Here is a 12,922-nt window from a genome sequence, read left to right as displayed (position 1 = left end):
AGACAATATGGACGTAATACGTTTTCTGATTGATTTCATTCTGCATATTGATGTTCACCTGGCAGAGCTGGTCGCGCAGTATGGCGTCTGGGTTTACGCCATTCTGTTCCTCATTCTGTTTTGTGAAACCGGTCTGGTCGTTACCCCATTCCTGCCAGGGGATTCACTGCTGTTCGTTGCCGGGGCGCTATCGGCGTTACCCACTAACGATCTGAATGTGCATCTTATGGTTGTGCTGATGGTGATTGCCGCCATTGTCGGTGATGCGGTCAACTATACGATTGGACGGGTGTTCGGTGAGCGGCTTTTCAGCAATCCTGATTCGAAAATTTTCCGTCGCAGCTATTTAGACAAAACCCATGCGTTTTATGAACGCCATGGCGGGAAAACCATTATCCTTGCGCGTTTTGTGCCTATTGTGCGCACATTTGCACCGTTTGTGGCGGGAATGGGGCATATGTCCTATCGTCATTTTGCGGCATACAACGTGGTTGGCGCGCTGCTGTGGGTACTGCTGTTTACCTACGCAGGCTATCTGTTTGGCGATCTTCCGGTGGTGCAGGAAAACCTTAAGTTACTGATTGTAGCGATTATTGTGCTTTCCGTACTGCCTGGCGTTATCGAAATCATTCGTCACAAACGTGCGGCGGCAAAACAAGCGAAGTAAATGCACACTGGCGGTTCGACCACTTTTTTATCCAAAGTTTCGGGCTGTTATGTTTTAATGTGCAACATTCATGGTCTGTTGGAGGCAAAAATGGCATTATTCGCCTCTTATAGCAAAACTGGCATACGACCAGGTTCAGGCAGAAAGGTTATCAATGAGCTGGATTGAACGAATTAAAAGCAACATTACCCCAACGCGCAAAGCGAGCATTCCTGAAGGGGTATGGACGAAGTGTGATAGCTGCGGTCAGGTTCTGTATCGCGCAGAGCTGGAGCGCAACCTTGAGGTGTGTCCGAAGTGTGATCACCATATGCGTATGTCGGCGCGCAACCGCCTGCATAGCCTGCTGGACGAAGGCTCTCTGGTAGAGCTGGGCAGCGAACTTGAGCCAAAAGACGTGCTGAAGTTCCGCGATTCCAAAAAATACAAAGATCGTCTGGCCTCTGCACAGAAAGAGACCGGCGAGAAAGACGCGCTGATCGTCATGAAAGGCACCCTGCATGAGATGCCGGTTGTCGCCGCTGCCTTTGAGTTCTCCTTTATGGGCGGCTCAATGGGCTCCGTGGTCGGTGCGCGCTTCGTGCGTGCCGTTGAGCAGGCGCTGGAAGACAACTGTCCTCTGATCTGTTTCTCTGCCTCCGGCGGTGCACGTATGCAGGAAGCGCTGATGTCGCTGATGCAGATGGCGAAAACCTCTGCTGCGCTGGCGAAAATGCAGGAGCGCGGTCTTCCGTACATCTCCGTGCTGACCGACCCAACCATGGGCGGCGTCTCCGCGAGCTTCGCGATGCTGGGCGACCTGAACATCGCTGAGCCAAAAGCGCTGATCGGCTTTGCGGGTCCTCGCGTTATCGAGCAAACCGTTCGTGAAAAACTGCCGCCGGGCTTCCAGCGCAGTGAGTTCCTCATTGAGAAAGGCGCTATCGATATGATCGTCCGCCGTCCGGAAATGCGCCTGAAGCTGGCGAGCATTCTGGCGAAGCTGATGAATCTGCCAGCGCCGAACCCGGATGAGCCGCGCGAAGGCGTGGTGGTACCGGATCAGGAACCCGAGGCCTGATAACTGAAAAGGGCAGGGCCGGTTGGCGCTGCCCTTTTGCTTTCTAATCTGTTAATGACAACCGGGCATTATGGAAAATAAAAGCATTCCCCAAGCCACGTCGCCCCTGGCCGCGTGGCTTTCTTATCTGGAAAACCTGCACAGTAAAACCATCGATATGGGGCTTGAGCGCGTAAGCCAGGTCGCCGCGCGTCTTGATGTGCTCAAACCGGCACCTTTTGTGTTCACCGTCGCGGGCACCAACGGTAAGGGCACAACCTGCCGCACGCTGGAATCTGTCCTGATGGCTGCGGGTTACAGGGTAGGCGTTTACAGCTCTCCACACCTGGTCCGCTACACCGAGCGGGTTCGCGTGCAGAACAGCGAGCTGCCGGAATCGGCGCATACGGCGTCGTTCGCGGAAATTGAAGCCGCACGCGGTGAGATCTCATTAACCTATTTTGAATACGGCACCCTGTCGGCGCTGTGGCTGTTCAAACAGGCGCAGCTGGATGTCGTGATCCTTGAGGTTGGCCTCGGCGGACGTCTTGATGCGACCAATATGGTGGATGCGGACGTGGCGGTGGTCACCAGCATCGCGCTGGACCATATCGACTGGCTGGGACCGGATCGTGAAAGCATTGGCCGCGAGAAGGCCGGTATTTTCCGGGCGAATAAACCCGCCGTGGTCGGCGAGCCGGACATGCCGCACACCATTGCTGACGTGGCAAACGAGAAGGGCGCGCGTCTGCTGCGCCGCGGCGTTGACTGGCAGTATGAGGTTCAGGATAACGGCTGGCGCTTCAGCGATGCCCAGGGAGCGCTGGACAACCTGCCGCTGCCGCAGGTGCCGCAGCCGAACGCGGCCACCGCGCTGGCGGCACTGCGCGCCAGCGGATTAGCGGTCAGCGAGCAGGCAATTCGCGACGGCATTCAGAGCGCAATTCTGCCCGGGCGCTTCCAGATTGTCAGCGAGTCACCGCGCCTGATTCTGGACGTGGCGCATAACCCGCATGCGGCGGCGTATCTCGCGGGACGTCTCAAATCGTTACCAAAAACCGGGCGCGTGCTGGCGGTTATCGGTATGCTTCATGATAAAGATATCGGCGGGACGCTGGCCTGCATGGAGACTGTGGTAGATAGCTGGTATTGTGCTCCTCTGGAGGGGCCGCGCGGCGCGACGGCTGAGCAGTTGATGGAACATCTCGGCAAAGGCGCAATCTATAGTAGCGTGGCGCAGGCCTGGCATGCCGCGATGGCGGATGCTAAACCAGAAGATACCGTGCTGGTGTGTGGTTCATTCCACACGGTGGCACATGTCATGGAAGTGATGGACGCGGGGAGAACCGGTGGCGAGTAAGTTTCAGAACCGTTTAACAGGAACCATTGTGCTGGTCGCGCTCGGGGTGATTATTCTCCCGGGTCTGCTCGACGGGCAGAAAAAGCATTATCAGGACGAGTTTGCCGCTATTCCGCTGGTGCCGAAACCGGGTGACCGCGATGAGCCGGATATGCTTCCCGCGGCGACGCAGGCGCTGCCTGCTCAGCCTCCGGAAGGGGCGGCGGAAGAGGTGCGCGCAGGCGATGCCGCCGCCCCGTCGCTCGATCCGTCTCGTCTGGCGGCAGCGAGCAGCAGCGATATCGATCCGGTGCCGGTAGAGCAGCCTAAACCCGTTGAAAAACCGAAGCCGGTTGAGAAGCCGCAGCCGAAACCGCAGCGGGATAAAGCCGCAGAGCAGCTGGCTGCCGCATCAGAAACCCCACCGCCGGCAAAACAAGACGCGGCACCGACCGGAAAAGCGTACGTTGTGCAGCTCGGCGCGCTGAAAAACGCCGACAAAGTTAACGAGGTCGTGAGCAAACTGCGCAGTGCGGGATATCGTGTTTACACTTCACCTTCCACGCCGGTGCAGGGTAAAATTACCCGTATCCTCGTGGGGCCAGAAGCGTCCAAAGATAAGCTTAAAGGTTCGCTCGGCGAGCTGAAGCAGATCTCCGGCCTGAGCGGTGTGGTGATGGGCTACAGCGCGAACTGATAAGATCTTACCCAACCTCGGAGTGGTTTGCTCCCTCTCCCTTGAGGAAGAGGGCCGGGGTGAGGGGGAGCAGACGTCCACAGAGACGTCAAATGAACCGTGGCGTTGAACATTTTTTCAGCGCCTTTTTTATTTACGCGCGGGAAGGAAATCCCTACGCAAACGTTTTCTTTTTCTGTTAGAATTCGCCCCGAACTGGATGACAGGGCGTTAAATCGTGGGACACATATGGTCTGGATTGATTACGCCATCATTGCGGTGATTGGTTTTTCCTGTCTGGTTAGCCTGATCCGTGGCTTTGTTCGTGAAGCGTTATCGCTGGTAACCTGGGGTTGTGCTTTCTTTGTTGCCAGTCATTACTACACTTACCTGTCTGTCTGGTTCACGGGCTTTGAAGATGAACTGGTCCGAAACGGAATTGCCATCGCGGTGCTGTTTATCGCAACGCTGATTGTCGGCGCTATCGTGAATTACGTGATAGGTCAGCTGGTCGAGAAAACCGGTCTGTCAGGAACGGACAGGGTGCTCGGGATCTGTTTCGGGGCGTTACGAGGCGTGCTGATTGTAGCCGCGATCCTGTTCTTCCTGGATACCTTCACCGGGTTCTCCAAAAGCGAAGACTGGCAGAAATCGCAGCTCATTCCAGAATTCAGCTTCATCATCAGATGGTTCTTTGACTATCTGCAAAGCTCGTCGAGTTTTTTGCCCAGGGCATAAACCCTGAGATGTGGCTTAACGAGGAAAAGACGAATGTGCGGTATTGTCGGTATCGCCGGTTTCATGCCGGTAAACCAGTCGATTTATGACGCGTTAACGGTGCTTCAGCACCGTGGGCAGGATGCTGCGGGTATCATCACCATTGATGCAAACAACTGCTTCCGTTTACGCAAGGCGAATGGCCTGGTAAACGATGTGTTTGAAGCCCGCCATATGCAGCGTCTGCAAGGTAATATGGGGATCGGTCACGTTCGTTATCCTACTGCTGGCAGTTCCAGCGCCTCTGAGGCACAGCCTTTCTACGTCAACTCACCGTATGGCATCACCCTTGCTCATAACGGCAACCTGACCAACGCGCATGAGCTGCGTAAAAAGCTGTTCGAAGAGAAACGTCGCCACATTAACACCACCTCTGATTCTGAAATCCTGCTCAATGTGTTCGCCAGCGAGCTGGATAACTTCCGTCACTACCCGCTGGAAGCAGACAACATCTTTGCTGCGATTGCCGCGACCAACCGCCAGATCCGCGGCGCGTACGCCTGCGTAGCGATGATTATCGGTCACGGCATGGTGGCCTTCCGCGATCCAAACGGCATTCGTCCCCTGGTGCTCGGCAAGCGCGACCTTGGCGATGGCCGTACCGAATATATGGTTGCCTCTGAGAGCGTGGCGCTGGATACCCTGGGCTTTGAGTTCCTGCGTGACGTTGCGCCGGGCGAAGCGGTCTATATCACCGAGAAGGGCCAGCTGTTTACCCGCCAGTGTGCCGATAACCCGGTCAGCAACCCGTGCCTGTTTGAATACGTTTACTTTGCCCGCCCGGATTCCTTCATCGACAAGATTTCCGTCTACAGCGCGCGCGTCAACATGGGCACCAAGCTGGGCGAGAAGATTGCCCGCGAGTGGGACGATCTCGACATCGACGTGGTTATTCCTATCCCGGAAACCTCCTGCGATATCGCGCTGGAGATCGCCCGCATCCTGGACAAGCCATACCGTCAGGGCTTCGTGAAGAACCGCTACGTTGGCCGCACCTTTATCATGCCGGGCCAGCACCTGCGCCGTAAGTCCGTGCGCCGCAAGCTGAACGCCAACCGCGCGGAATTCCGCGACAAGAACGTTCTGCTGGTGGATGACTCCATCGTTCGCGGCACCACCTCTGAGCAGATTATCGAGATGGCGCGCGAAGCGGGTGCGAAGAAAGTCTACCTGGCCTCTGCTGCGCCAGAGATTCGCTTCCCGAACGTGTACGGCATCGATATGCCAACCGCCAACGAGCTGATCGCTCACGGCCGTGAAGTGGATGAAATTCGCCAGATCATCGGTGCCGACGGCCTGATTTTCCAGGATCTGAACGATCTCATCGACGCGGTGCGTGCCGAGAACCCGGAAATTCAGCAGTTTGAATGTTCCGTGTTCAACGGTATTTACGTGACCAAAGACGTTGACCAGCAGTATCTCGACTATCTTGATTCGCTGCGCAACGACGATGCGAAAGCCGTTCAGATGCAGAACGATCTTGAAAGCTTAGAGATGCACAACGAAGGTTGATGCTCCGGCAGGTGAGGGCGAATGCCCTCACTTGCAACTCCCCGCAAAATCCTGCACAGTCTGCCCTGAAATCAGTAAGGGCGAAAATCATGAAACGACTCATTGTTGGGCTCAGCGGCGCCAGCGGCGCGATTTACGGCGTACGTCTGTTACAGGTTCTGCGTAACGTGGCGGAAGTCGAGACCCATCTGGTGATGAGCCAGGCGGCGCGGCAGACCCTCTCTCTGGAAACCGATCTCTCCCTGCGCGATGTTCAGGCACTGGCGGACGTGGTTCACGATGCCCGTGATATTGCCGCCAGCATCTCCTCAGGCTCGTTTAAAACGGCCGGCATGGTTATCCTGCCCTGTTCGATTAAAACGCTCTCCGGCATTGTGAACAGCTATACCGACACCCTGGTGACGCGCGCGGCGGATGTGGTGCTGAAGGAGCGTCGTCCTCTGGTGCTCTGCGTGCGGGAAACGCCGCTGCATCTCGGCCATCTGCGTTTAATGACCCAGGCCGCCGAGCTTGGGGCCATCATCATGCCGCCGGTTCCGGCGTTTTATCATCGCCCGACCTCGCTGGACGACGTGATTAATCAGACCGTTAACCGCGTGCTGGATCAGTTTGACATCGACCTGCCTGAAGATCTCTTCACCCGCTGGCAAGGGGCCTGATTCTGTGCACAAACAGAGTGCATGAAAAGAGACGTTGCCCTGTTTCAGGGCAATTATGCAACGGCGATCATATCCTCGACATTTAATTCGTTTTTTCCCTTTTTCTCTTTCCGGTTCGTTCGGCAGACCTGCTATCTTTCACCATTAAGGCAATATCGCAACGTTTTATTAACATATTTAACGTCGAAGTTTTGACCAGACGGCAATGTGGCATAAGACCTGCAAGATGAAGCCTGCAACACAACACACAACACAATACATAATAAAATCACGGTACTTGAGGGTAAATGTATGAAGAAGACGGTTCTGGCTCTGTCTTTGCTCGTGGGGTTAAGTGCGGCAGCAGGTAGCTACGCAGCGCTTCCACAGACGGTTCGTATCGGTACAGACGCAACCTATGCGCCATTCTCTTCCAAGGATGCGAAAGGCGATTTCGTGGGGTTTGATATCGATCTGGGAAATGAAATGTGCAAACGCATTGCGGTGAAATGCACATGGGTGGGCAGCGACTTTGACGCGTTAATCCCGTCGCTGAAAGCCAAGAAAATCGACGCCATTATCTCTTCTCTTTCCATCACCGAAAAACGCCAGCAGGAGATTGCCTTCTCTGACAAGCTCTACGCCGCGGATTCTCGCCTGATTGCGCCGAAAGGCTCCCCGATTAAGCCCACCATCGACTCGCTGAAAGGCAAGCATGTTGGCGTGCTTCAGGGGTCGACGCAGGAAGGTTATGCCAACGCGACCTGGCGTGAGAAGGGCGTAGACGTGGTGGCTTACCAGAACCAGGATCTGATTTACTCTGACCTGGCCGCAGGCCGTCTGGATGCGGCATTCCAGGATGAAGTCGCCGCGAGCGAAGGCTTCCTGAAACAGCCTGCGGGTAAAGACTATGCGTTTGCGGGCCCGTCGGTAAAAGACAAAAAATACTTTGGTGACGGCACCGGTATTGGCCTGCGTAAGGATGATACCGAGCTGAAAGCCGCCTTCGACAAAGCCTTTGCAGAGCTGCGTAAAGACGGTACTTACGACAAACTGGCGAAGAAATACTTCGACTTCAACGTATACGGTGAATAATGCCTGACGCTAACGCACCGCAAAGGTGCGTTGCGGGAGCGGTTGACCCAATGCGGTGCATTTGTTGCACCGTATTGGATCGCTTTGTGCATACTTACGCATTTATAATGCAAAAATTCCCGCCTTAAGGGCATTAGTCTTTGCCTGAAAGAGGGGATTAATGGCACATTAGCACCACCCCGTCGTCGTAAAAATCCCGTATGAAGACAGTTTGTTGAGGACAAATATGAAAAAACTCGTGTTGTCACTATCTCTGGTGCTGGCCTTTTCCAGCGCCACCGCGGCATTCGCAGCCATTCCGCAGAAAATTCGGATTGGTACCGATCCAACCTATGCGCCGTTCGAATCGAAGAATTCAAAGGGTGAACTGGTCGGTTTTGACATCGATCTGGCCAATGAGCTGTGCAAACGCATCAAAGCACAGTGTACCTACGTTGAGAACCCGCTGGATGCGCTGATCCCGTCCCTGAAAGCGAAAAAAATCGACGTGATTATGTCCTCGCTCTCCATCACCGAAAAACGCCAGCAGGAGATTGCCTTCACCGACAAACTCTACGCGGCCGATTCTCGTCTGGTGGTGGCTAAAGCTTCTGACATTCAGCCAACGCTGGAGTCCCTGAAAGGCAAACGCGTCGGCGTGCTGCAGGGCACCACGCAGGAAACCTACGGCAACGAACACTGGGCGCCGAAGGGGATTGAAATCGTCTCCTATCAGGGCCAGGAAAATATCTACGCTGACCTGACGGCAGGCCGAATTGATGCGGCATTCCAGGATGAAGTCGCGGCAAGCGAAGGCTTCCTGAAAACGCCGGTGGGTAAAGATTACAAGTTTGGCGGCCCGTCCATTAAGGACGTGAAGTTGTTTGGTGTGGGCACCGGCATGGGCCTTCGCAAAGAAGACAACGAGCTGCGTGAGGCGCTGAACAAAGCGTTTGCTGAAATGCGCGCTGACGGCACCTATGACAAGCTGGCGAAAAAGTACTTTGATTTTAATGTTTACGGCGGCTAATCGCCCCGTCAAATAACGTGCGGCCCCTCCCGCAGTGGGAGGGGAAAAGACACGGTTCCACCACTCACGATACGACAGGGCTCGCGGTATGCTGTACGGATTTTCTGGCGTTATTTTACAGGGCGCGCTTGTCACCCTTGAGCTGGCTATCAGCTCCGTGGTGCTGGCGGTGCTGATAGGTCTGGCGGGCGCAGGGGCGAAGCTTTCGGCTAACAAACCGCTGGCGCTAATTTTTGAAGGCTACACCACGCTTATTCGCGGCGTTCCCGATCTGGTGCTGATGCTGCTGATCTTTTACGGTCTGCAGATTGCGTTGAACAGCGTGACGGACGCGATGGGCATGGGACAAATTGATATCGACCCGATGGTGGCCGGTATTATTACCCTCGGTTTTATCTACGGTGCCTACTTCACCGAAACCTTCCGCGGTGCCTACATGGCCGTGCCGAAAGGCCACATTGAGGCGGCAACCGCATTTGGTTTTACCTCTTCACAAACGTTTCGTCGGATTATGTTCCCGGCCATGATGCGTTATGCGCTCCCGGGCATCGGCAACAACTGGCAGGTTATCCTCAAAGCGACAGCGCTGGTCTCGCTGCTCGGTCTGGAAGACGTCGTGAAAGCGACTCAGCTGGCGGGCAAGAGCACCTGGGAGCCGTTCTACTTTGCGGTGGTCTGTGGCGTGATTTATCTGGTCTTTACGACCGCCTCCAATGGTGTGCTGCTTCTGCTCGAGCGTCGCTACTCCGTGGGTGTGAAGAGGGCTGACCTGTGATTGAGATTATTCAGGAATACTGGAAATCGCTGCTGTGGACGGATGGCTACCGCTTTACCGGCGTGGCGATTACGCTCTGGCTGCTGATCTCCTCCGTGGTGATGGGCGGCATTCTGGCGGTGTTTCTTGCCATTGGCCGCGTGTCGAATAATAAATTTATCCAGTTCCCGATCTGGCTGTTTACCTACGTGTTTCGCGGTACGCCGCTGTACGTTCAGCTGCTGGTGTTCTATTCGGGGATGTATACGCTTGAGATCGTAAAAGGCACTGAGATGCTGAATGCGTTCTTCCGCAGCGGTCTGAACTGTACGGTGCTGGCGTTGACGCTCAACACCTGCGCCTACACCACCGAGATTTTCGCCGGGGCAATTCGCTCTGTCCCTTACGGTGAGATTGAAGCGGCGCGCGCGTACGGCTTTTCCTCAGTGAAACTTTATCGCTGCATTATTCTGCCGTCGGCACTGCGTATCGCGTTACCGGCGTACAGTAACGAAGTGATTTTGATGCTGCACTCCACCGCGCTCGCCTTTACCGCGACGGTGCCGGATCTGCTCAAAATCGCGCGCGATATTAACTCCGCGACCTATCAGCCGTTTACCGCGTTTGGCATTGCGGCGGTGCTCTATTTAATTATCTCTTATGTTCTGATTAGCCTGTTCCGTAAGGCTGAAAAACGCTGGTTGCAGCATATAAAACCTTCTTCGACGCACTGAGAAAGATGATGGCTGAGAACAAATTAAACGTTATTGATTTGCACAAACGCTACGGCGAACATGAAGTGCTGAAAGGGGTATCGCTGCAGGCGAATGCGGGCGACGTGATCAGTATTATCGGCTCATCCGGCTCGGGTAAAAGTACCTTCCTGCGCTGCATTAACTTCCTCGAAAAACCGAGCGAAGGCTCGATTGTGGTGAGCGGGCAGAATATTAACCTGGTCCGTGATAAAGACGGCCAGCTGAAGGTCGCGGATAAGCACCAGCTGCGACTGCTGCGTACGCGCCTGACGATGGTGTTCCAGCACTTCAACCTCTGGAGCCACATGACGGTGCTGGAGAACGTGATGGAAGCACCGATTCAGGTGCTGGGCCTGAGCAAGCAGGAAGCCCGCGAGCGCGCGGTGAAATACCTGGCGAAAGTGGGTATCGACGAGCGCCAGCAGATGAAATACCCGGTGCATCTCTCCGGCGGTCAGCAGCAGCGTGTCTCTATCGCGCGCGCGCTGGCGATGGAGCCCGAAGTGCTGCTGTTCGACGAACCGACTTCCGCGCTGGACCCTGAACTCGTTGGCGAAGTGCTGCGCATCATGCAGAAGCTGGCCGAAGAGGGCAAAACGATGGTGGTGGTGACGCACGAGATGGGCTTCGCCCGTAACGTCTCGAACCACGTTATCTTCCTGCATCAGGGGAAAATTGAAGAGCAGGGCCACCCGGACGAGGTGCTGGCGAACCCGCAAAGCCCGCGCCTGCAGCAGTTCCTGAAAGGGTCGTTGAAGTAGGTTTTGCCTTTCCCCCTCTCCCTGTGGGAGAGGGCATCAAGCCGCACTGTACTCCAGCCGATACACCCAGTCGTCATAGCGCACGCCGTCAATTTCATACGCCTTTTCCAGCACCTGCGTACGCACAAACCCGGCTTTCTCCAGCACCCGCACCGAACCGCCGTTATCTGCCAGCACGTACGCGTTAATCGCTTTCACGCGGGTCTGGTTAAACGCGTAATCACACACCGCGCGCAGCGCCTCGCTGGCAATCCCTTTTCCCTGCGCGGCAGGCACAACCGTATAGCCAATATCGGCCTCTTCACGATTCTCAGGGCTGATTTGCAGGCCGATATCGCCCAGCGGCGTATCGTCCTCCAGAGAGCGGATCACAAAGACATGCTCCGCCATCAGGCGTGCGGCAAACGTGCGTCGGGTCTCTTTTTCCGGCGCGATGGCGGCCATGTAGCGCATGATGCTGCGATCTTCACGCAGCGAACGGAAGAAGGCCCAGTCAGTGGGTTCGAAAGGAGTGAGGTGAAGCCGGGGTGTGGTGATGGTTGCCATTGTTACGCCATTTCTTCGGAACATGGCCTGTCACTGTAACATATTCACCGCACCACATCCCCCAGCGCCTCTTCTAATTCATACCAGCGGAACGCAAAGCCGGCCGCTTCCAGCCGTTTTGGCAGCGCCCGCTGTCCGCCTAGTACAAGCACGGACGCTTCACCCATCATCAGGCGAATGACCGTGGCAGGCACGCGCAAAATCGCCGGGCGGTGCAGGGCATGACCCAGCGCGTGGGCGAACTGTTCGTTACGCACCGGATACGGCGCAACCATGTTAAACGGCCCGCGCAGATCGTTATCCAGCAGCCAGAGAATACCGTTGACCATATCGTCGATATGGATCCAGGCCAGATACTGACGGCCATTACCGATCGGCCCACCGAGTCCAAGCCGGAAGGGGGGAAGCATCTTCGCCAGAATGCCGCCCTTCGGCGCAAGCACGACGCCGGTCCGCAACAGGCAGACGCGGGTGCGATCGCTCTGCGCCGCACAGGCGATACGCTCCCACTGTGCGCAGAGCTTATGGGTAAACTCGTTATGCGGCGGCTCTTCCTCGGTCACCACCACCTCGCCGAGATCGCCGTAATAGCCCACGGCTGAACCCGAAATCAGCACCGAAGGCGGCGTGTGGCTATTGCGGATCAGCTCGACCAGCTTTTCGGTGATGTTCCACCGACTGCTGCATAACAGCTGTTTTTGCTCTTCCGTCCAGCGCTTATCGGCGATGGGTTCCCCCGCGAGGTTAATGACGGCGTCGAAGCCGTCCAGATTTTGCTGCTCGGCCAGATTTTTCCAGATATCGATACCCGCCCCGAGCACCTGGCGCGCTTTCTCCGGGCTGCGCGTGACCACGGTAATGTCGTGATGCAAGGCCTGCAGACGTGCAATGAGGTGACGACCAATAAGGCCCGTGCCGCCGGTCAGCAAAATCTTCATACAACCTCCAGGATTACGCCTGGCGTCGCCAGCTTAGCGTCATGGAGACGGAATCGGCGTAGCGCAGGGCGTGAAGTTTATCGATCTCAACTTCAGCATAAGTGACCCAGTGATGTTCGCGTGCGATATCGAGCACATCCTGAGTTAATTTTTCCAGCAGAGAGAAGCGGTTATTCTCCACGTACTGAATGATGTTTTTGGTTATTGTGCGGTAGTTCAGCGCGTCGTTGATGTCTTCGCTGGCCCGCGCTTTGTCTGCGGGATAGTGAATTACCACGTTAATGACAATATCCTGACGGTTGGCGATCTCTTCCTCTTTGATACCGATGAAGGTACGCAAGCGTAAATTTTTTATACGAATAATAGCGTCTGGCTGTGACATTGCAGGTCTTCTCCGTGTCAGTATTTCACGCTCA

15 protein-coding genes are annotated in these 12,922 nt (G+C 55.6%); 12 read left to right on the top strand and 3 right to left on the bottom strand.

What is annotated here, in order from left to right; all coding sequences use genetic code 11:
- Positions 1 to 7 precede the first annotated feature (7 nt).
- The 12 genes from HB664_RS18695 (at position 8) to hisP (ending at position 11,022) form a co-directional block, all read left to right on the top strand.
- Positions 8 to 667: a DedA family protein gene (locus HB664_RS18695; RefSeq protein WP_039263236.1), complete on the top strand. Its 660-nt coding sequence runs from the start codon at positions 8 to 10 to the stop codon at positions 665 to 667.
- A 154-nt stretch (positions 668 to 821) separates the two neighbouring features.
- Positions 822 to 1,727 (top strand): acetyl-CoA carboxylase, carboxyltransferase subunit beta, encoded by a 906-nt coding sequence (accD, locus tag HB664_RS18690; RefSeq protein ID WP_003861408.1) that lies wholly within the window; start codon positions 822 to 824, stop codon positions 1,725 to 1,727.
- A gap of 70 nt (positions 1,728 to 1,797) precedes the next feature.
- Positions 1,798 to 3,066, top strand: coding sequence for a bifunctional tetrahydrofolate synthase/dihydrofolate synthase (folC, locus tag HB664_RS18685; RefSeq protein WP_219939973.1), 1,269 nt, complete (start codon positions 1,798 to 1,800; stop codon positions 3,064 to 3,066).
- Positions 3,056 to 3,742: a cell division protein DedD gene (gene dedD, locus HB664_RS18680; protein ID WP_039263233.1), complete on the top strand. Its 687-nt coding sequence runs from the start codon at positions 3,056 to 3,058 to the stop codon at positions 3,740 to 3,742. Before folC ends, dedD begins: the two co-directional genes overlap by 11 nt.
- Positions 3,743 to 3,970: 228 nt before the next feature.
- Entirely contained in the window at positions 3,971 to 4,459 is a 489-nt protein-coding gene (gene cvpA, locus HB664_RS18675) for a colicin V production protein (protein WP_000262116.1), read from the top strand.
- Between the two features lie 33 nt (positions 4,460 to 4,492).
- Complete coding sequence (purF, locus tag HB664_RS18670) at positions 4,493 to 6,010, top strand: amidophosphoribosyltransferase (RefSeq protein ID WP_024908947.1); 1,518 nt, start codon at positions 4,493 to 4,495, stop codon at positions 6,008 to 6,010.
- An 89-nt stretch (positions 6,011 to 6,099) separates the two neighbouring features.
- Entirely contained in the window at positions 6,100 to 6,669 is a 570-nt protein-coding gene (locus tag HB664_RS18665) for a UbiX family flavin prenyltransferase (RefSeq protein WP_029740194.1), read from the top strand.
- A gap of 291 nt (positions 6,670 to 6,960) precedes the next feature.
- Positions 6,961 to 7,743 carry a lysine/arginine/ornithine ABC transporter substrate-binding protein ArgT gene (argT, locus tag HB664_RS18660; protein WP_023312560.1) on the top strand — a complete coding sequence of 261 codons (783 nt, stop codon included), beginning with the start codon at positions 6,961 to 6,963 and terminating at the stop codon, positions 7,741 to 7,743.
- 226 nt (positions 7,744 to 7,969) lie between these two features.
- Positions 7,970 to 8,752 carry a histidine ABC transporter substrate-binding protein HisJ gene (gene hisJ, locus HB664_RS18655; protein ID WP_023336423.1) on the top strand — a complete coding sequence of 261 codons (783 nt, stop codon included), beginning with the start codon at positions 7,970 to 7,972 and terminating at the stop codon, positions 8,750 to 8,752.
- A gap of 88 nt (positions 8,753 to 8,840) precedes the next feature.
- Positions 8,841 to 9,527, top strand: a complete 687-nt coding sequence (locus tag HB664_RS18650) for a histidine ABC transporter permease HisQ (RefSeq protein ID WP_023336422.1) — start codon at positions 8,841 to 8,843, stop codon at positions 9,525 to 9,527.
- Positions 9,524 to 10,240 (top strand): ABC transporter permease, encoded by a 717-nt coding sequence (locus HB664_RS18645; protein ID WP_008502590.1) that lies wholly within the window; start codon positions 9,524 to 9,526, stop codon positions 10,238 to 10,240. Before HB664_RS18650 ends, HB664_RS18645 begins: the two co-directional genes overlap by 4 nt.
- Positions 10,241 to 10,248: 8 nt before the next feature.
- Positions 10,249 to 11,022 (top strand): histidine ABC transporter ATP-binding protein HisP, encoded by a 774-nt coding sequence (gene hisP / locus HB664_RS18640; RefSeq protein ID WP_023312558.1) that lies wholly within the window; start codon positions 10,249 to 10,251, stop codon positions 11,020 to 11,022.
- Between the two features lie 36 nt (positions 11,023 to 11,058).
- Here hisP and HB664_RS18635 read toward each other — a convergent pair whose 3' ends face one another.
- Genes HB664_RS18635 through folX form a run of 3 tightly spaced genes read right to left on the bottom strand, consistent with a single transcriptional unit; the run spans position 11,059 to position 12,888 of the window.
- Positions 11,059 to 11,568 (bottom strand): GNAT family N-acetyltransferase, encoded by a 510-nt coding sequence (locus HB664_RS18635; protein WP_219939972.1) that lies wholly within the window; start codon positions 11,566 to 11,568, stop codon positions 11,059 to 11,061.
- Positions 11,569 to 11,612: 44 nt separating this feature from the next.
- Positions 11,613 to 12,506, bottom strand: coding sequence for a TIGR01777 family oxidoreductase (locus tag HB664_RS18630; RefSeq protein WP_033146089.1), 894 nt, complete (start codon positions 12,504 to 12,506; stop codon positions 11,613 to 11,615).
- A 13-nt stretch (positions 12,507 to 12,519) separates the two neighbouring features.
- Entirely contained in the window at positions 12,520 to 12,888 is a 369-nt protein-coding gene (folX, locus tag HB664_RS18625; RefSeq protein ID WP_023312555.1) for a dihydroneopterin triphosphate 2'-epimerase, read from the bottom strand.
- Positions 12,889 to 12,922 lie beyond the last annotated feature (34 nt).

This window comes from Enterobacter sp. DNB-S2 (genome assembly GCF_019443845.1).
In the GTDB taxonomy this organism is placed as follows: domain Bacteria; phylum Pseudomonadota; class Gammaproteobacteria; order Enterobacterales; family Enterobacteriaceae; genus Enterobacter; species Enterobacter asburiae_B.
Note: the sequence above shows the minus strand (reverse complement) of the source record. Positions and strands in the feature narration are given on the sequence as shown.